At 31.3% G+C, this 18,487-nt stretch carries 15 protein-coding genes and 1 pseudogene; 10 read left to right on the forward strand and 6 right to left on the reverse strand.

The genetic code is table 11. The annotated features are described in order from the left end of the window. Window positions 1-36 precede the first annotated feature (36 nt). Entirely contained in the window at window positions 37-735 is a 699-nt protein-coding gene (locus tag ACVCXO_RS13785; protein ID WP_452230167.1) for a hypothetical protein, read from the reverse strand. Window positions 736-811: 76 nt separating this feature from the next. Between ACVCXO_RS13785 and ACVCXO_RS13790 the strand changes: the two genes are divergently transcribed. The 8 genes from ACVCXO_RS13790 to miaE all read left to right on the forward strand — a co-directional run bounded on the left by ACVCXO_RS13790 (window position 812) and on the right by miaE (window position 10,281). Next, window positions 812-1,231: a winged helix-turn-helix transcriptional regulator gene (locus ACVCXO_RS13790; RefSeq protein WP_452230168.1), complete on the forward strand. Its 420-nt coding sequence runs from the start codon at window positions 812-814 to the stop codon at window positions 1,229-1,231. A gap of 459 nt (window positions 1,232-1,690) precedes the next feature. Then, window positions 1,691-3,418 carry a DNA polymerase III subunit gamma/tau gene (gene dnaX / locus ACVCXO_RS13795; RefSeq protein WP_452230169.1) on the forward strand — a complete coding sequence of 576 codons (1,728 nt, stop codon included), beginning with the start codon at window positions 1,691-1,693 and terminating at the stop codon, window positions 3,416-3,418. After that, window positions 3,411-3,965, forward strand: a complete 555-nt coding sequence (locus ACVCXO_RS13800; protein ID WP_452230170.1) for a hypothetical protein — start codon at window positions 3,411-3,413, stop codon at window positions 3,963-3,965. Before dnaX ends, ACVCXO_RS13800 begins: the two co-directional genes overlap by 8 nt. Before the next feature lie 271 nt (window positions 3,966-4,236). Further along, complete coding sequence (locus ACVCXO_RS13805; RefSeq protein ID WP_452230171.1) at window positions 4,237-4,767, forward strand: hypothetical protein; 531 nt, start codon at window positions 4,237-4,239, stop codon at window positions 4,765-4,767. Between the two features lie 85 nt (window positions 4,768-4,852). Next, window positions 4,853-7,264: a TonB-dependent receptor gene (locus ACVCXO_RS13810; RefSeq protein ID WP_452230172.1), complete on the forward strand. Its 2,412-nt coding sequence runs from the start codon at window positions 4,853-4,855 to the stop codon at window positions 7,262-7,264. A gap of 948 nt (window positions 7,265-8,212) precedes the next feature. Next, on the forward strand, window positions 8,213-8,806 hold the full coding sequence (locus ACVCXO_RS13815) for a hypothetical protein (RefSeq protein ID WP_452230173.1): 594 nt from the start codon (window positions 8,213-8,215) through the stop codon (window positions 8,804-8,806). Further along, entirely contained in the window at window positions 8,799-9,479 is a 681-nt protein-coding gene (locus ACVCXO_RS13820) for an ABC transporter ATP-binding protein (protein ID WP_452230174.1), read from the forward strand. Before ACVCXO_RS13815 ends, ACVCXO_RS13820 begins: the two co-directional genes overlap by 8 nt. A 220-nt stretch (window positions 9,480-9,699) precedes the next feature. After that, window positions 9,700-10,281, forward strand: a complete 582-nt coding sequence (gene miaE, locus ACVCXO_RS13825; protein WP_452230175.1) for a tRNA isopentenyl-2-thiomethyl-A-37 hydroxylase MiaE — start codon at window positions 9,700-9,702, stop codon at window positions 10,279-10,281. Window positions 10,282-10,336: 55 nt separating this feature from the next. Here the strand turns inward: miaE and ACVCXO_RS13830 are convergent, their stop codons facing one another. From ACVCXO_RS13830 to ACVCXO_RS13850, 5 genes are all read right to left on the reverse strand, one after another. Next, window positions 10,337-10,864: a porin family protein gene (locus ACVCXO_RS13830; protein WP_452230176.1), complete on the reverse strand. Its 528-nt coding sequence runs from the start codon at window positions 10,862-10,864 to the stop codon at window positions 10,337-10,339. 63 nt (window positions 10,865-10,927) lie between these two features. Continuing rightward, window positions 10,928-11,461: an outer membrane beta-barrel protein gene (locus ACVCXO_RS13835; protein ID WP_452230177.1), complete on the reverse strand. Its 534-nt coding sequence runs from the start codon at window positions 11,459-11,461 to the stop codon at window positions 10,928-10,930. Between the two features lie 166 nt (window positions 11,462-11,627). Continuing rightward, window positions 11,628-12,533, reverse strand: a complete 906-nt coding sequence (locus ACVCXO_RS13840; RefSeq protein WP_452230178.1) for a Ppx/GppA phosphatase family protein — start codon at window positions 12,531-12,533, stop codon at window positions 11,628-11,630. Next, window positions 12,534-14,591 carry a polyphosphate kinase 1 gene (gene ppk1, locus ACVCXO_RS13845; RefSeq protein WP_452230179.1) on the reverse strand — a complete coding sequence of 686 codons (2,058 nt, stop codon included), beginning with the start codon at window positions 14,589-14,591 and terminating at the stop codon, window positions 12,534-12,536. It abuts the gene before it with no gap. A 71-nt stretch (window positions 14,592-14,662) separates the two neighbouring features. Next, window positions 14,663-15,148, reverse strand: a complete 486-nt coding sequence (locus ACVCXO_RS13850; RefSeq protein WP_452230180.1) for a SixA phosphatase family protein — start codon at window positions 15,146-15,148, stop codon at window positions 14,663-14,665. Between the two features lie 350 nt (window positions 15,149-15,498). Between ACVCXO_RS13850 and ACVCXO_RS13855 the strand changes: the two genes are divergently transcribed. Both ACVCXO_RS13855 and ACVCXO_RS13860 read left to right on the forward strand, forming a co-directional pair. Then, window positions 15,499-15,981: a hypothetical protein gene (locus tag ACVCXO_RS13855; protein WP_452230181.1), complete on the forward strand. Its 483-nt coding sequence runs from the start codon at window positions 15,499-15,501 to the stop codon at window positions 15,979-15,981. 10 nt (window positions 15,982-15,991) lie between these two features. Beyond that, window positions 15,992-18,487, forward strand: a pseudogene (locus ACVCXO_RS13860) (hypothetical protein); the annotation flags it as partial.

Below are 18,487 nucleotides of genomic sequence, written 5' to 3' on the forward strand. Positions count from 1 at the left end.
TACTAATAAGCCGTAATTTATAAAAAGGACATTCTGTTACTGGTCCGATGTCTTAAATTTCGGCACAAAATAATTCAAGCAATAAAGCATTGCACCATAAGTGATAATCAGTGTAGGCATATTGGTGTTAAATCCTAAATCAAATTCAGGAATACTTAAAATCTCTCTAAAAGAGCGTGTTGCAATTAGTGACATAAAAATAATTCCATAAGCGAAAACAGAAATTATAGCAACTCTATTTTTGGTGGTTCGAATAATACCCTTTTTTGTTTCTTGTCTAAAGAAATACCAAAGTGCTCCAACGCTGAATATTGCTTCTATGAAAATGGCTAAATAGGTACTAGAAGCATATAAGCCAAGACCGGCTTCCATTGTATCTGCGCCAAACAGGTGGTGCATATGACCAGAAAAGAAATCTAATACAAAGTGGACAAAGACTAAAGCCATACTTACTAATCCTATTAGTGTGCTTTTGAACATGAATTTTCCAATTACGAACACCATAGCTAACCAAAACAACAGAGGCAACAAATCATGGCTATACAGCATATCTACTGCCATATTGCTTAAAGTTGCATCAAAGGCATCGCTTGGGTCTGTAGGTTCAAGTCCTAAATAATGGAAGGTAAACCACAATAAATCCTGTAATTGCGAGATAATTAAAAAATAAAGCAATGTTCCTTTTGGGAACTTTTGTTTTGCTATTAATGCCGTTGTAAAATGTCCTGCTAACATAATTTTTGTATTTTTGCTTTCAATTCGATAGCAAAAATAATAATTACTATCGAATTAATAGTAATAATGTTTAAAAATGAAAAAAGAATTTCGCTCTGGCTGTCCAATCTCTTCTGCATTAGATGTTGTGGGTGATAAATGGTCTTTATTAATTATCCGAGATATGTTAATTAAACATAAAAAGACGTTTAAAGAAATATCTGATTCGGACGAAAGGATAGCTCCAAGTATTTTGTCTGCAAGATTAAAACTATTAGAATCCTATAAATTAATATCCAAAACGAAAATACCTGAAAATAAAAAAGAGAATATTTATTTGTTAACAGAAAAAGGAATTCGTTTAACTCCAATAATCGTTGAATTCAGTTTATGGGGCGATACTAATATGCGAGAATTTAATAAAATAAAAGACATAGAAGGTTTGAATTCAGATAAGTCTTATATTATTCAATCGGTTCAAGATAGTTATAATTCTATGTTGCTTAATTTCCAATAAAGGCTACATTCCAATTAGGGTAAGTAGTTAAAACAGGAAGTGTATCAATTGTAGAATCTATTACCATTATTAATTCCAATTTTAACATTAACATCTTGAGAATAACCAATTCCTATTTTTAAAAATCCAATAAGTGCAAAAAATAAAATATAGTTTCTCATATAGTTGTTTTTCAAATTGTTGCCCACTTCTTCCCTCTTAATACTGTAAATATAACCATTTATTAAATCAAGAAATTTATAGTTACAACAGTTCGTTCGATTTCCATTTGGTATTCACAAATCTAAGACTCAATAAGGTAGGAAAAAGGCAATTTATTAGGTCGTTATTTCAGCTTCCTTTTTGTTAATAACTCCTATTAAATTTTAATTCTAAAATAGTCCATTTCAATTGTAATTTTTAACTTTGTTCTTCTATTCATTAATTAGCATTTTAAGATGCTAAAATAAAAATTATCTATTGGAACACTTTGTAGTATCGGCTAGAAAATATAGACCACAAACATTTAAAGATGTTGTTGGTCAGCAAGCTATTACAAATACGTTACTAAATGCAATAGAAAACAATCACTTAGCGCAAGCATTATTATTTACAGGTCCTCGTGGTGTTGGTAAAACAACTTGTGCACGTATTCTTGCCAAAATGATAAATAGTGATGGTACAGAAAAACCAGATGAAGATTTTGCTTTTAATATTTTTGAATTGGATGCAGCTTCTAACAATTCTGTAGATGATATTAGAAATTTAACAGATCAAGTACGTATTCCGCCGCAAGTTGGTAAATACAAAGTATATATTATTGACGAGGTACACATGTTATCTCAAGCAGCTTTTAATGCTTTTTTAAAGACTTTAGAAGAACCACCAAAGCATTGTATTTTTATTCTTGCAACTACCGAAAAACATAAGATAATACCAACGATTCTTTCGCGTTGTCAAATATTCGATTTTAAGAGAATTACCGTTAAAGATGCAAAGAATTATTTAAAATACATTGCTAAAGAACAAGGTGTTGAAGCAGAAGATGATGCACTTCATATCATTGCTCAAAAAGCAGATGGAGCTATGCGTGATGCGCTTTCCATTTTTGATAGAGTCGTTAGTTTTTCTGGTAAAAACTTAACCCGTCAAGCGGTAACAGAAAACTTAAATGTTTTAGATTACGAAACCTATTTTACAAGTACCGATTATATTTTACAAAATAAGATCCCGGAATTATTAATTCAATTTAACACTACGCTATCTAAAGGTTTTGATGGGCATCATTATATTGCCGGATTAGCAAGTCACTTTAGGGATTTAATGGTTTGTAAAAACGAACAAACGATAGAGCTTCTAGAAGTTGGAGATCAAACGAAAGCAAAATACTTAGCCCAAAGTAAAAAAGCACCTCAAGACTTTTTACTAAAAGGAATAGAGCTCGCTAATGATTGTGACTTAAAATATAAAAGTAGTAAAAATCAACGGCTACTCGTTGAACTAACCTTAATGCAGCTTGCCTCTATCACTTTTGATGGAGAAAAAAAAAATAGCAAACATTACATAATCCCTGCTTCCTACTTTGCAAAAAAAGGAATAATACCAATTCCTGTTCAAAGACCTAAAGTGGAAGAGAAAATTCTTCCGAAGAAAGAAGAAAATACAACGGTAACTGCTAATACACCAAAGCCTGTTGCGGCAAAACCAACCGCTGAAAAAGCACCAAGCATTCTTTTAAATTCACAGAAAAAAACGTCTTCTGGACTTTCCTTAAAAAGTATCCGACTAAAAAAAGAACACCAAATAAAGCAAATGGAAGTTGTTTTGGATGAAGAAGACTTACCTTCTGATGCCTTTACGGAAGAAGATCTTATTGCAGCTTGGTATGCTTTTGTGAAAAAAATTGAAGAAAACGGGCAACATAATCTGGCTTCTATTTTATCTATAGACACCCCAAAAGTTAAAGGAACCACCATACATGTGGAATACCCGAATGCGACAAATAAGGTTGAAATAGAGCGTCAACAATATCCTTTATTAGGGTTTATTAGAAAACAACTCAATAATTATGATATTACTTTAGCCGTTACTGTTAATGAAGAGTTGGACAAAAAATATGCGTATAGCACAAAAGATAAGTTTGAGAAATTGATGGAGAAAAATCCAAATATTGAATTGCTTAGAAAAACTTTCGATTTAGATGTTTAATTTAAAAAAAAAGCTCCCACTACTCTTTTTACTAGTTGTGATTATACTATCTAGTTGCGATGGTCGTGATAAAACACGAAGAACAACACAACAAGATTTATTAGAAAATAAAGTCTTAGATACCTTTACAGAACCTATTAAGACTGTTCCTAAAACCTATTTTGAAAACGTTACCGATACCATATTTAGCAATGGCTATCAAATGCATACTAAGTTTTATTCGAGTATGAAAACCGGTGTTATTATTGAAGACAGCACAGATTTAAAGACCTATTACAGAGATATTCTAATAGACATAAAAGTATCTAAAGACAGTAAAGAAATATTTAATAACACCATTGATAAAGCCTTCCTAATTGAAAATAAAATTTTTAATAAAGAAGATGCAAAAACGTATTTGATTTCTGATTTTTGGTTAGATAACATGGATCATGAAAATGGATTTCCCGTTCTTGTTTTAAAATATATCCATCCGAAAACGAAAAACCAAAGGCTATTTCGATTTAACTTTCATGAAAAAGGAATTCTATTTGAAGAAGTAAAATAACACATCTGTTTTAAAAGAATCTGAATGATTAAATAGAAAAAAGTACCGTTTATAAAGACGTTAGCGATTATAAGAAAAAATCACAATGCAATAAAAAACAATTACATACAAAAAAGGCAAACGTTAAAACGAATAATTACAATGGCAAAAACGGAAAAACCCCTTGCTTAGAGTTACTAAAATCTTATACCCCAACCTATTAAACAAGCTTTAAAAAGAGTAATACTATGCCTTCAATAAATTTAACTAACTTTCCGATTAATCGTAACTCATGAAAGGAAAAATAACTGGTATATTATTATTGTTTTGTTTGATTACACCAGTTGTTTCAACATTTACTTTTTTACACTTTCAGAAAAGGCGCGTTAGGCGTGAAGTAAAAGGGAAAATGATTACCGGAATTAACAAGAACGAACTTGTTTTATTGAAATTCACAGAAGCAGAAACCCAAACGGAAATTAGATGGGAGCATTCTAAAGAATTTGAATTCAAAGGTCAGATGTATGATATTGTAGAAAAGCATGTTGAAGGAGACAATACCTATTATTGGTGCTGGTGGGATCATGAAGAAACAAAACTCAACAAACAACTTGACCGATTACTCACAAATGTACTTGGAAATATTCAAAAGAGACAAGAAAAGAAAAATCAACTGACTGATTTTTTTAAAAAACTTTTTCACGAAAATCAAGAAAATCATTTAGCAATAACTTCCAAACAAGAAAAAAAACATTTCAGCTATACGGAAGGTTTTTCAACCTTTTATCACGCACCACCTATACCACCTCCTCGCTTTAGTTAAATAAATAGAAGTTCCATTTTCCGTCTGTCAAATCAAAACTTGACGGACTACACTTAATTTATTTAAACAATTAAAAATAATAACAATGAAAAATTTATATTTTTTTTGGTTATTGTTTGGGTATATAGGTATGTCTTATGCGCAAACAATAACGATCCTAGATCAGCAAAACGAAAAACCACTTGAAGGCGTATTTCTGATCAGTGAAAATCCCATAGCATCCATAGTAACTAATGCAAAAGGGCAGGCCGATATTTCGGCTTTTAAAGAGGCCGATAATATTCAAATTCACGCTCTTGGCTATGAAACCAAGGTTTTTAGCTTCACCCAAATAAAATCTTTTGATTTCTGGATTCATATCGAGCCATCTAACTTAAACCTGGATGAAGTAGTGGTTTCTGCCACCCGTTGGAGGCAAACATCTGGCAATGTTCCTTCTAAAATCGCAACTATTTCAGCGAAAGAAGTTGCATTTCAAAATCCGCAAACAGCAGCTGATTTATTAAGTGTTTCTGGCCAAGTTTATGTTCAAAAAAGTCAGCAAGGTGGAGGCAGTCCAATGATTAGAGGTTTTGCCACTAATCGTTTGATTTATACAGTGGATGGTGTGCGTATGAATTCTGCAATTTTTAGAGCTGGAAATTTACAAAACGTTATCAACCTAGATCCTTTTGCAACGGAAAGCACCGAAGTACTCTTTGGCCCTGGTTCTGTAATATATGGTAGTGATGCAATTGGTGGCGTAATGAGTTTTCAGACGCTTACGCCACAATTATCTTTAACAGACAAACCACTTATAACTGGTAAAGCTATAACAAGATATTCTAGTGCAAACAAAGAGAATACAGTTCATTTTGATGTAAACATAGGACTAAAAAAATGGTCTTCTGTAACCAGTTTTAGTTCTTGGTCTTTTGATGACTTGAAACAGGGAAGTCATGGTCCGGACGACTACCTAAAACCAATACATGTACAACGCATAGACAGTTTAGATCAAATTGTTACACAATCCGATCCACTCATTCAAAGTCCCTCTGGTTATTCGCAAATAAATCTGATGCAAAAAATCAGGTTCAAACCCAATGAAAAATGGGATTTTCAATATGGTTTTCATTATTCAGAAACTTCTCCTTATGGCAGATATGACAGGAATCAGCGTTATAAAAACGGAACACTTCGCTATGCTCTTTGGTATTATGGTCCGCAAAAATGGATGATGAATAACTTAACCATTACTAACAAAGCTAATAATGCAATCTATGATGAGATGACCATTCGATTAGCCTTGCAAAACTTTGGGGAGAGCAGAATGGATAGAACTTTAAACAAAAAAGATTTATCAGAAAACGTAGAAAATGTAAAAGCCTACTCTGCAAATCTTGATTTTTTAAAATCTTTAGGCGCGAAAAACACTTTGTATTATGGTACAGAATTCGTTTATGATGATGTTACCTCAAAAGGAAGCGTTACAGATATTACAACAGGTATTACTACAGATGGAGCGTCTCGTTATCCAATTTCCACTTGGACTTCTATAGCCGCTTATGTAAATGATGAATATAGAATTACAGACAAGTTTACTGCAATTGCAGGTCTGCGTTATAATCATTACGCTATTAAATCGGACTTCACACAAAATCTACCTTATTATCCGTTACCATTTAGTTCCGCAAGCATAAACAACGCTGCACTTACGGGTAGTCTTGGTGGTGTATATCGACCAACAGACAAATGGGTGATTAAAGCTAACTTTGGCACTGCATTTCGCTCCCCAAACGTAGATGATGTTGGTAAAGTATTTGACTCAGAATTGGGAGGTGTGACTGTACCAAATCCCGATTTGGAAGCAGAATATGCCTATAATTTCGATTTAGGAATTGCAAAAGTATTTGGAAATCACCTTAAAGTTGATCTTACGGGATACTATACGATATTGCAAAATGCGATGGTTAAAAGAAATTTCCAGTTGAATGGTATGGATGAAATTATCTATAATGGTGAACTAAGCCAAGTGCAAGCAATACAAAATGCTGCTGTTGCAAAAGTTTACGGCATACAAGCTAGTGCAGAAGTTAAGCTACCAGAGGGTTTCACCGTTTCTGCTAATGTGAACTATCAAGTTGGCGAGGAAGAATTGAACGATGGAACCAAAAGTCCTTCTAGACATGCTCCTCCAGTTTTTGGGGTTGCTCGTTTAAATTATGAGGTCCATAAATTACAACTTCAGTTTTATGGAAACTATATGGCAGAACGCAAACATGATGATTTACCTTTTGGAGAGCAATCAAAGGTAGAATTGTATGCTAAAGATGCCAATGGTGAAACGTATGCACCTTCTTGGTATACGTTAAATATTAAAGCGATGTATCCATTGTCAGATATTCTTACCATTAATACAGGGATTGAAAATCTTACTGACCAACGCTATCGTCCATATAGTTCCGGTATTTCTGGTGCTGGTAGAAACTTCATTCTATCACTAAAAGCCAATTTATAACATCAAATAGTCAGTTATTTTCCGTTGAAAATGACTGACTATTTAATTTTTAGCAGGACTAAAAACACCCATAAAGTCTTTTTTATATGGCGAAATTCAACAAATTAATGAATAAAGATCAAACTTATCAAACGACAGAAACGAGGAAAACGGACATGCTGGTTAAATTGTTAAATTAGCCAACATTCACTTTGTCTAGTCGCATAAGCAGCGTACAAATAAAATCCAAAATATAAGTACGGCTTTCTAAACTCGAAAACAATTTCAAAAATAACAGCTATATTTAATTAAATATTAAACCGGATACGATTCTAAAAATAGCCATCTTAAACAAATTGAATTCTGAAATATTTTTAACTGAAGGTTTTGATTACAATCCACTGGAATCTTTAACCATACAATAACTTGAAAAAGATTATATTGTTCATCGGTTTAATAACGCTATTCCTAAAAACACAAGAATTGACTAGTCCATTATTGAAATATTGTTTGGAGCTATTAGAAAAATGGACCATAGGAATAAATGAAAATAATATCCCATTAGAAACCAGAACAACAGTTGGACAATCGTGAAAATAAAGACCATTCCCAACAATACCAATTAATAAGTATTAACTTCTAATGAAATCATATTTACAACTGCAATTTAAAATGCTAAACAGGAGAATGATCGATTTCGGCCTTCCTCTTTTAATTGGATATGCACTCCCTGTATTTATATTTATTTTATGCTCTAACTACCTATTCCAAAACACTGCTTTTGCGAATTATATTTACGGTCTAATGGCTTTAAGTCTTATTTCTAGATTAAGCGCATCCAAAAGAAATGATTTTTTAAAATCTATCTTTAATAAGACGAAATATAAACTTTTAAGAAGTTTAGAAAACAGCATTTGTTGTTTGCCTTTTACGATCTACCTTCTTTATCAAAAGCAATTTCTTTTTTCTATGCTATTACATGCATTGGTAATTGGCATGACACTATTCCAATTCAACACTAGTATTAATATCACAATTCCGACACCATTTGGTAAAAACCCTTTTGAATTTACTGTTGGATTTAGAAAGACATTTTATGTTTTTCCTATCGCTTATTTACTAACTTTTATAACAATATCGGTTGGTAATTTCAATCTTGGTGTATTTGCAATGCTGCTCCTTGGAATGGTATGTTTTTCATATTATTCTAAAATGGAAAACGAATATTTTGTTTGGAATTTTAATGTATCTCCTAAAGAATTTTTACTCAAAAAAATAAAAACGTGCTTTACTTATTTTACAATTTTAAGCCTACCTATTTTAATAGCTTTGAGCATTTCATTCTTTAATGAAATAGAAATTTTAATTATATTTTTCCTTTTGTGTTATACCTATTTAGCCACAATGATTTTAGCGAAATACTCCGATTTTCCTAATGAAATTAATCTATCACAAGGGATTTTAATGGCAATGAGTTTTATGTTTCCACCCATGCTAATCGTAATTATCCCTTATTTCTATTCCCAATCTATTAAAAAATTAAATACCGTTTTAAATGATTAAAATTGAAAAGCTATCTAAGTTTTACGGAAAAAAACAAGTGTTGCATACGCTAGATTTAGAATTTGAAAAAGGGAAAATATATGGAATCGTTGGAGAAAATGGCGCAGGAAAAACAACGTTATTTAGATGTATTTCTGGGCTAGAAAATTACAAAGGAAATATAACATCCGACTTTAAAAATCTAAAAGATCATTTAGGTCTTTTACTGACAGAACCTTTCTTTTTTCCTAAAATTACAGGAAGAGAATACATACAATTACTTGCCAACGCAAGACAAATAAAATTATCGAATATGGAAGATAAAAATATATTTGATTTACCACTAAATCAATATGCTTCTACCTATTCTACAGGCATGAAAAAGAAGTTAGCTTTCACCGCAATATTGTTACAAGAAAATGATGTATTTATTCTAGATGAACCTTTTAATGGCGTCGATATACAAAGTAATTTAATTATTACAGAAATTATAAAACAGTTTAAAAAGTTAGAAAAAACAGTGATTATTTCTTCCCATATATTTTCCACTTTAGCCGATACTTGCGATGCAATATTTTTAATGAAAAACGGAGAAATAATTAAAAAAGTAAAGCAAAAAGATTTTAATAAACTGGAATCCGAAATGAAGGATTTCACGATTGGAAATCGAATTGATAAACTAGAGTTGAAATAAATATTAAGAACAAAATACGACTAAATATATTTCGTATTTGAGGAAAATTATTATAGCGGAATACCTCTATCTTCAGAAAAAAAACATAAAAAAATACAGAAAGGAAAAGAACAATAATTTAATTAGTAATTTTGGCTAAAAATAGGAGGTTATCAAAATTCTAAAGAATGGACTTCCTTTTTTGCGTTAAAATGATGCACAGAACTTTTAATTAAAATACATGCTAGGATTAAAACTACCAACAGATCCACGTTGGGTAAATATTGTAGAAAAGAATATAGAAGACATTCTTACCGATCATGCTTTTTGTGAACAAAAAGCAACAAGTACTGCAATTTCACTGATTGTAAGTTTTCCAGAATATACGGATTTGGTACAGGAAATGGTGGCTTTGGTAAAAGAAGAAATTAGCCATTTTAAAATGGTACATGATATCATTCTTGAAAAAGGTTGGATACTTGGTAGAGACCGAAAAGACGAATATGTAATAGCACTTTTAAAGTTCTTTCCTAAAGGCGGAAGTAGAACAACGCAATTGGTACACCGATTGCTTTACGCGGCATTAATTGAAGCAAGAAGTTGTGAGCGTTTTAGGTTACTATCGGAAGCATTAGAAGACAAAAAACTAGCCCTATTTTATAAAAACTTAATGGTTAGTGAAGCAAATCATTACACGATGTTTTTAGGTTTTGCCAGACAATATGGAGACCGAAAAGAAGTGGATGAAAAATGGGATGGTTTGCTAGAATACGAAGCAGAAATCATGAAAGATTTAAGTAAAAGCGAAAGCATACATGGTTAAATAAAAAAGCCTTCAAGAATTATCTTGAAGGCTTTTTTTTTATATGTGATTATACTTATATTTTTAATCCAACACCTATTTGAATCGTAGAAGTTTTAGCTTCCAAATTAGTAGCATTATCATCTAAAATATTTCCAAATCCGTAGCTAAATCTTGCATCTACAAAAAAGTTTTCAAATACATCATACTGTAATCCTGCAACTCCAGAAAATGTAAAAGTTTTATAACCATCTTCATAATCCCAAATCTTTAAATTTGCTTGTGGTCCAACACCTATCGATAATTCACCAATATGGTAACGTAAAGTGATAGGTAATTGTATGTAATTTGCTCTTAAGCTTTCCTCTTTTCCTCCTTCAGCAGAATACATTAATTCTGGCATTATTGATAATTTTTCAGAAAAAGCGTAATCTACAAAAGCTCCAATTGCTAATCCGTTTCTGTGTGCATTTTCAAATGATGGATGCGGCTCAAAATCTAAATTAGAAATGTTAACTGCCACACGTATACCAGAAGTTACATCTTGCGCTTGCATTAAAAATCCTGTAAATAAAAAGGCTACTAAAAGTAAATTTTTTCTCATTGTTTATAAATTAAAAATTAAAGGAACGAAAGTAATAATAAAAATGTTTACAAAAGAATAAATTTAAATTTTATAACCAACGCCAAACTGAATATTGGTTTGTCTTACTTTATAATCGGATTCTTTATCTATTTTATTCGTAAAACCATAACTGTATCTTACATCGACAAATATTTCACTTGTAATCATGTATTCTCCTCCTATAATACCCGAAAGTGCAAAGTTTTTAAATCCATCGTTTTCCTCATGAATCTTTACTCCTACTAAAGGTCCTGCTCCAGCAGCTATTTTATCTGTAATTCTATATTTAAAAAGAATTGGCGCTTGAATATAATCTATACGTATTGATTTTTCTTTGGCTCCTTCGGCAGAGAATTGAAGTTCTGGCATTAGGGATATTGTATCACTTAAATCAAATTCCCCAAAGAAACCAAAAGCAAAACCGTTTCTGTGTTCATTGGTGAAATTTGGGTCTGGATCATAATCTAAATTAGAAATATTAAGTCCTCCTCTTATTCCGTATAGCACATCTTTTTCTTGTGAAAATCCGTAAAGAGAGCTAAATAAAAGGGTTAAAATTAGTATTGATTTTTTCATTTGGATACCATTATTGTTAATTAAGCTTGAAGTCTTCCGATATTAAATTTAAGATTTGAATACTAGAGACTTCAAAAATAAATTAGATTATACGTTTTATTAAATGTGGGATAAATATAAATTAAAATACTAAAATTCAAACATTTAAAAGATAAAAAGCAATTTTCTACTGTATATTACTAGAAACGGTGTCATAATACATACTCTTAATGATACCATCTGCCAATCCAATTTTTGGAACATATAAATCTTTTGCTCCACTCCATTTCATTGCAGACAAATAAATTCTAGTTGCAGGAATAATTACATCTGCTCTATCTTGATTTAAATCCAGTTCTGTAATACGCTCTTCATAAGAATACGTCTGCAGCATATTGTAATAACTTGTTAAATAGAAATACGTTAATGGTTTACCAAATGCTTTTCCAGAGATTTTGAATATTTTATTAATGTTACCACCAGAACCAATAACATCTATTTTATCATAACCAGATGTTTTTTCCTTTATCCATTGTTCTAATTCATACCAAGTTTCCTTTTTTACTATATCATTTAACAATCGTACAGTACCAATTTTAAAGGATCTTGAAGTAACGGATTCCCCATTTTTTATAACGGTGAATTCGGTACTACCACCACCAACATCTACATATAAATAGGTTTTATTTTTATCTATAAATGCGTGTAAATCTGTTGCGGCAATAATTGCAGCTTCTTCTTCCCCATCAATGATATCTATTTTCAATTCGGTTTGCTCTAAAATAAGCGCGGCAATTTTTTCTCCATTTGCTGCTTCGCGCATTGCAGAAGTTGCACATGCTTTATACTTTTCTACTTTATGAGATTGCATGAGTAATTTAAAAGCTTGCATAGTATCTACCATACGCTTCGTGTTTTCTTTTGATATTTTTTGTTTAATAAAAACATCAGAACCTAAACGAATTGGCACACGCACTAAAGAACTCTTTTTAAAACGAGGGGCTTTTCCTTTTTCTTCTATAATATTTGCTATTAATAGTCTTACGGCATTAGAACCAATATCTATTGCTGCGTATTTTTTTATAGATAACATTTATTGCTTATTTAGGTAATACTTATAGGTTTCAAATTGTGTTCGAACCTTTGGCTTATCATTACGTTTGTATATATTATTTTGATTCGCGTTTAATATTCTCGCTTTTACATTATCACTCCAACATATATTATAAGTATCGATTAGTTCTTGTTTTATTTCTTCGTCATAAATCGGACAGCTTACTTCTACTCTATTTTCTATATTTCTGGTCATCCAATCTGCAGAAGATATATATACTTTAGGATCATTATCATTGCAGAAAACAAATAATCTAGTATGCTCTAAAAACTTATCTATTATACTAATAACTTCAATATTTTCGCTCATTCCTTTTTTACCAGGAATTAAACAACAAAGACCTCTTATTATGAGTTGAATTTTTACTCCTGCTCGACTAGCTTCGTATAATTTATCTATCATTTTATAGCTAGACATACTATTCATTTTAAGCTTTATATATGCCGGCTTCCCTGCTTTTACATTTTCTATTTCTTTGTTAATTAATTTAAAAAATGCCGATTTGGTATAATGTGGAGATGTTATTATATGCTTATATCTAAAAACACGATAGTTGGTATCAAAAAAGCTAAACACTTTATTGATGTCTTTTAATATTTTTTGATTGGTAGTAAATAAGGTATAATCGGTATATATTCTTGCCGTAGATTCATTAAAATTCCCTGTACTTACAAATCCGTAACGAACTATTTTATTTTTTTCTTGACGTTCTATAACACACATTTTACTGTGTACTTTTAAACCAGGAACTCCAAAGATTAGATTAATACCTTCTTTTTCCATTTGTTCGGCATAATCTATATTTGCCTGTTCATCAAATCTTGCTCTAATTTCTATAGATACCGTAACTCTTTTTCCATTTTTTGCGGCGTTGATTAACGAACTTGCTACATGCGAAATTTGTGCCAGTCTATAAATAGTAATTTTTATCGTTTTTACTGCAGGATCTAATGCTGCTTCCCGTAAAAATTTAACGATATAAGAAAAAGTATGATACGGTGCATAAAGCAAATAATCTTTTTTAGCAATCTCACTAAAAATACTTTTTTCAAGGCTTAGTCCCTTTATTGGTAAAGCTTCAATTTTATCGTAAAGTAAATCTGTTCTTCCTAAACTAGGAAAATCCATATAATCCCGCCTGTTATGATATCTACCTCCAGGAATAACGCTATCTGTATTTTCGATAACCATTTTGGTCATAAAATAATGTAGTGTTTCTTTGTCTATCGTTTTATCATAAACAAATCTAACCGGATCACCAATTTGTCTATCTTTAACACTATCTGAAATTTTTTCTATAAAACTCTTACTTAAATCACTTTCTAAATCTAACTCACCATCTCTGGTAATTTTAATCATGTGCGCGGTTATGCTTTTGTAATCAAAAATATTAAAAATATCATCCAGACAATAACGAAGTAAATCGTCTACCATAATAATATAATTTTTATCCTCTTTTTTTGGTAGCACTACAAATCGCTCCATAGCTTTGGATATTTCTATAAGCGCATATTGCTTTTTATTATTTGTTAGCACCATATTTATTGCTAAATATGCTGCACTATCCTTAAGATTAGGCAATTCAACAAATTCGTTAAGGACTATAGTTACAAGCGCTGGGCTTACTTTTTGAAGATAGTAGTTTTTAATAAATTTTTTCTGTTCTTCATTAATTTGTTTTTCATTAATAATAAAGATGTTTTCTAATTCTAACTTTTTTTGAATAACATTTAAAATTTTCAAACTCTCACTTTGCTGCTTTATAACTATTTGCGTTATCTTTTCTAATAAAGCAGTAGCTTTTACTCCACCAAGCTCACTTTTACCTTCTTTTCCTGCTTCAACAATTCGCTTTACAGTGGCATAACGCACCTTAAAAAATTCGTCTAAATTATTAGAAAAAATACCTAAAAAACGCAATCGTTCAATTAACGGAACATCCTCATCTTCCGCTTCTTGTAAAACTCTAGCGTTAAACTGTAACCAGCTAACTTCTCTATTAATATAAATGTTATTTAATTTTTCAGGCTTGGTCATTTAGTAGTATTTTCTTAAACAAATATAAATGAATTAATACTTTTTTTAGTTGAAAAAGAAATAGATTTATGTTATTTTAAATCCTTCGGAAAGATTTTCAACATCGTTTTTCCTGGCGCTAAATTTTGCCATGTATCGATATTAAAATCAATACTTACCAAACCACTTGTTGGCACATTATCATATAGCACAGACCCATAAGTGTTTACAAAAGATGTGATTGCAAAATTATGCCCAAAAATCATTAAATGATCGACATTATTATCACAGTTATTTATCACTTGAATTAAATCATTTCCAGAGAAATCATACAACTTATTATTCGTCTGAAAATCAACCTCTTGAAAATTTAGCGTTTTTATAAAAATTGCTGCAGTTGACCTTGCTCTATTTGCATCACTAGAAAGTATAACATCTGGTATAATGATCTTATTCTTTGCATAAAAGGAAACTAAAAATGCATCTTCTAAACCCCTCTTTTTCAAAGGCCTTTCAAAATCGGTTACGCGATGCTCCCAAGAGGATTTTGCATGTCTAATTATTGTTATTTTCTTCATTTATATATTCGATTAATATTACATTTTAACGATTAAACGTATTTCTATTTCAGTTTGTCGAATTTATGAGTTACTTACCACAAATATTTGATTATAAAATATAATCGTTCGTACATTTGTTTAATAAGCTATTAATTAATAACCCAAATCTAATAATTAAACTTAATCTAAACACATTAAAAAATTAATGTACTTCCCTCTCTAAAGATTAACGTCTTACTTTACATTTTGGTTGTTTTAAATATAATTATTTTAATTTAAATAGGAAACTATTATAAACAAGTATGTGTCCACACATAATGACATATAATATAACTTTTATAAATTAAAGAATTTAAGATTTTTATAATATGAAAAAAGTAATCTTATTACTAGTGGTAAGCCTAATATCGCAACTTGGTTTTACACAAGAATTAGTTAAACTTGATTATTCCGATTTTGAGAATAATCAATTAATGAAAAGTAACGCTCTAGACGATTTTAAAAATCTAGCAACTAAGGCAGAAATTGGCGTTGCTTATTTAGAGCAAAATAAAGTAAAAACCTACAACAAAGAAAACGGTATTAAGTTAATTCGTGTCTCAAGTAGTGATATGGAAGAATTAAATGCATCCTTAGATTTCTCCAGTTCGGTGGAAATGATAATCATTCAAATTTTAAAACCAAACTTAAATTTAGAGACTATAGATTGTTCTAAACTTAAACAGTTTGATAATTTAAAATACATCTACTATATCTATCAAATAGATATGGAAAATAATAGTGAATTACAAAAAATTAATTGTTTACCTATTCATGTAAAACAATATTACACTAAACAATTAGCTTCTTAAAACATAGACTATGAAAACATTTACTAATCCATTAATAAAAGCAATAGTAGTTATTTGTCTATGCTTTTTTAGTTTAAATAATCTTTACAGTCAGGTTAGAGTTCCTTTTACACAAAGAACTGCTGATGATACGCCCCTTCAAACGGTTTATAGTATTAAAGGGGATTTCACTTTAATAGGTAACACCAATTTAACGCTACAGAATTACGGTACCAATACTACTAATAGTAATAATACAATGATTGCTGTAGATGTGGATGGGGATTCTAGCACAACCAATTCTTCTTCTGCTAATTTAAATTTTAGTAACGAAAATGGTGCTATTGAAGATTGTTCTAACATTATATACGCTGGTTTATATTGGACAGGTAGAACTTCTAGTTCTGCTGTAACATTAGCAAAACGTAGTGTTAAATTTAAACATGCAAATCAAACCACTTATCAAGATGTTGTTGCTGATGCTAATAATATATATTTCCCTGGGGATAATAATATGTATGCCGCTTATGCGGAAGTTACAGATATTGTAAAAGCAAATGGTACAGGTCAATATTTTACCGGAAACGTAGAAATATCTACAGGAAATGGTGGAAGTACTGGTTATTATGGTGGTTGGGCTTTAGTCGTGGTGTATGAAAATGATTTAATGGAATGGAGAGATGTTACTGTTTTTGATGGTTACGCCTATTTAGTAGGTTCTCAAACAACAAGTAATCAATTAGATGTTAGTGGTTTTAATGCCATACAAAATGGACCTGTAAATGTAAAACTTGGAGTAATTGCAGGGGAAGGTGATAGAGGAATTTCTGGAGATTACTTAGAAATATGGGAAGACTCTGATAATGATGACGTTATTGATAATAACGAATGGACTCGTTTAAACCATTCAGGAAATTCAACAGGAAACTTTTTTAATTCTTCCATTCAAACTGGAAGCAATACTAGAAATCCAAATCTAACAAACAATACTGGTTTAGATATTAGTATGTTTTATATTAATAATTCAAATAATGACATTATTGATAACGGAGCTACTAATACTAGTTTTAGATATGGATCTACTCAAGATACTTATGTTATTTTTAATATTGCTATGGCCATTGATGCCTTTGTTCCTTCCTTAGATGGTCAAATTGCAATAAACAATATAAATGGTAATGTATCTGTAACAGAACCTTATACCATTAATCCAGGAGAAACGGCACAATTTGATATTGAAATTCATAATAATGGGAATGAAGCATTAGAGAATTTTTTAATACAAATTCCTGTTCCTGAAACTGGTATTTTTGTTCCTGGTAGTATTCAATATCAAGTAAATGCACCTGCTACTACTACTGCAGTACCTTATTATGATGCAGCCTTTGGTACCAATGGTGGAATTATTTGGGCGTTTGGTGATTTACCAGAAGCTACAAACTTAAGTGATGTTTTAGCATCCTTATCCTTTGAAGTAGAAGCTTCTACAAACTGTGAAGCTTTTAATCCTCCAAACTGTAGTCCTATTATTTCTTTATCAAGTGCTATAATGACAGGTACTGGTGCGGTCTCTCAAAGTCCGTTTTTTATAAAATTTAATAGTGGATACCAACAAGCTCCTTGTATTGCTTACCCAATATCAGAACCTATTGTAATAACTGTTATTCCTTCTTTAGAAATAGATAGTGCGGCTTCAAACCTTTCTGTCGAATGTGATGGTTCAGGAAATACAATCGCTGTAAATGATTGGTTAACAACAGCTGGAAATGCATCTGTTGTTGGGGATTGCGTTATAACTTGGACTAATGATTTTAACGGAGTAACATCTAATCAATGTGGTGCAGCAGGATCTACAACCGTAATCTTTACTGCAACGGATTCTTGTGGAAATACCACAACTACTTCCGCTTTACTTACTATAATAGATAATACGGACCCAACATTTACTGCTCCTGCAGCTATTGAAATTTTCACAGATGCTTCTTGTAATTATGATGCAACGGTTAGTGAAACTGGTGATGTAACTAATGAAGCTGATAATTGTGATACTACTTTAGATGCGACTTTTACAGATGTTGTAACCGCTGGTGCTTGTGAAGGTTCTTTTATTATTACTAGAACTTGGGCTTTATCAGACGATTGTGGGAATGCTGCAACACCGCAAACACAAACGATTACCGTTTCAGATAATATTGCGCCAACATTTACTGCGCCTGCAGCTATTGAAATTTTTACGGATGCTTCTTGTAATTATGATGCAACGGTTAGCGAAACTGGTGATGTAACCAATGAAGCTGATAATTGTGATACTACTTTAGATGCGACTTTTACAGATGTTGTAACCGCTGGTACTTGTGAAGGTTCTTTTATTATTACTAGAACTTGGACTTTATCAGACGATTGTGGGAATGCTGCAACACCGCAAACACAAACGATTACCGTTTCAGATAATATTGCGCCAACATTTACTGCGCCTGCAGCTATTGAAATTTTTACGGATGCTTCTTGTAATTATGATGCAACGGTT

The sequence above is a fragment of the Lacinutrix sp. MEBiC02404 genome, from assembly GCF_053601575.1.

Bases quoted from the DNA above. Each gene is read 5' to 3' on its own strand.
- ACVCXO_RS13850 (WP_452230180.1), bottom strand. From the start codon at position 15,148: ATGAAGAAAATAACAATAATTAGACATGCAAAATCCTCTTGGGAGCAT.
- ACVCXO_RS13790 (WP_452230168.1), top strand. From the start codon at position 812: ATGAAAAAAGAATTTCGCTCTGGCTGTCCAATCTCTTCTGCATTAGAT.
- ACVCXO_RS13785 (WP_452230167.1), bottom strand. From the start codon at position 735: ATGTTAGCAGGACATTTTACAACGGCATTAATAGCAAAACAAAAGTTC.
- ACVCXO_RS13805 (WP_452230171.1), top strand. From the start codon at position 4,237: ATGAAAGGAAAAATAACTGGTATATTATTATTGTTTTGTTTGATTACA.
- ACVCXO_RS13840 (WP_452230178.1), bottom strand. From the start codon at position 12,533: ATGTTATCTATAAAAAAATACGCAGCAATAGATATTGGTTCTAATGCC.
- ACVCXO_RS13835 (WP_452230177.1), bottom strand. From the start codon at position 11,461: ATGAAAAAATCAATACTAATTTTAACCCTTTTATTTAGCTCTCTTTAC.
- ACVCXO_RS13830 (WP_452230176.1), bottom strand. From the start codon at position 10,864: ATGAGAAAAAATTTACTTTTAGTAGCCTTTTTATTTACAGGATTTTTA.
- ACVCXO_RS13855 (WP_452230181.1), top strand. From the start codon at position 15,499: ATGAAAAAAGTAATCTTATTACTAGTGGTAAGCCTAATATCGCAACTT.
- ACVCXO_RS13800 (WP_452230170.1), top strand. From the start codon at position 3,411: ATGTTTAATTTAAAAAAAAAGCTCCCACTACTCTTTTTACTAGTTGTG.
- ACVCXO_RS13810 (WP_452230172.1), top strand. From the start codon at position 4,853: ATGAAAAATTTATATTTTTTTTGGTTATTGTTTGGGTATATAGGTATG.
- ppk1 (WP_452230179.1), bottom strand. From the start codon at position 14,591: ATGACCAAGCCTGAAAAATTAAATAACATTTATATTAATAGAGAAGTT.
- miaE (WP_452230175.1), top strand. From the start codon at position 9,700: ATGCTAGGATTAAAACTACCAACAGATCCACGTTGGGTAAATATTGTA.
- ACVCXO_RS13820 (WP_452230174.1), top strand. From the start codon at position 8,799: ATGATTAAAATTGAAAAGCTATCTAAGTTTTACGGAAAAAAACAAGTG.
- ACVCXO_RS13815 (WP_452230173.1), top strand. From the start codon at position 8,213: ATGCTATTACATGCATTGGTAATTGGCATGACACTATTCCAATTCAAC.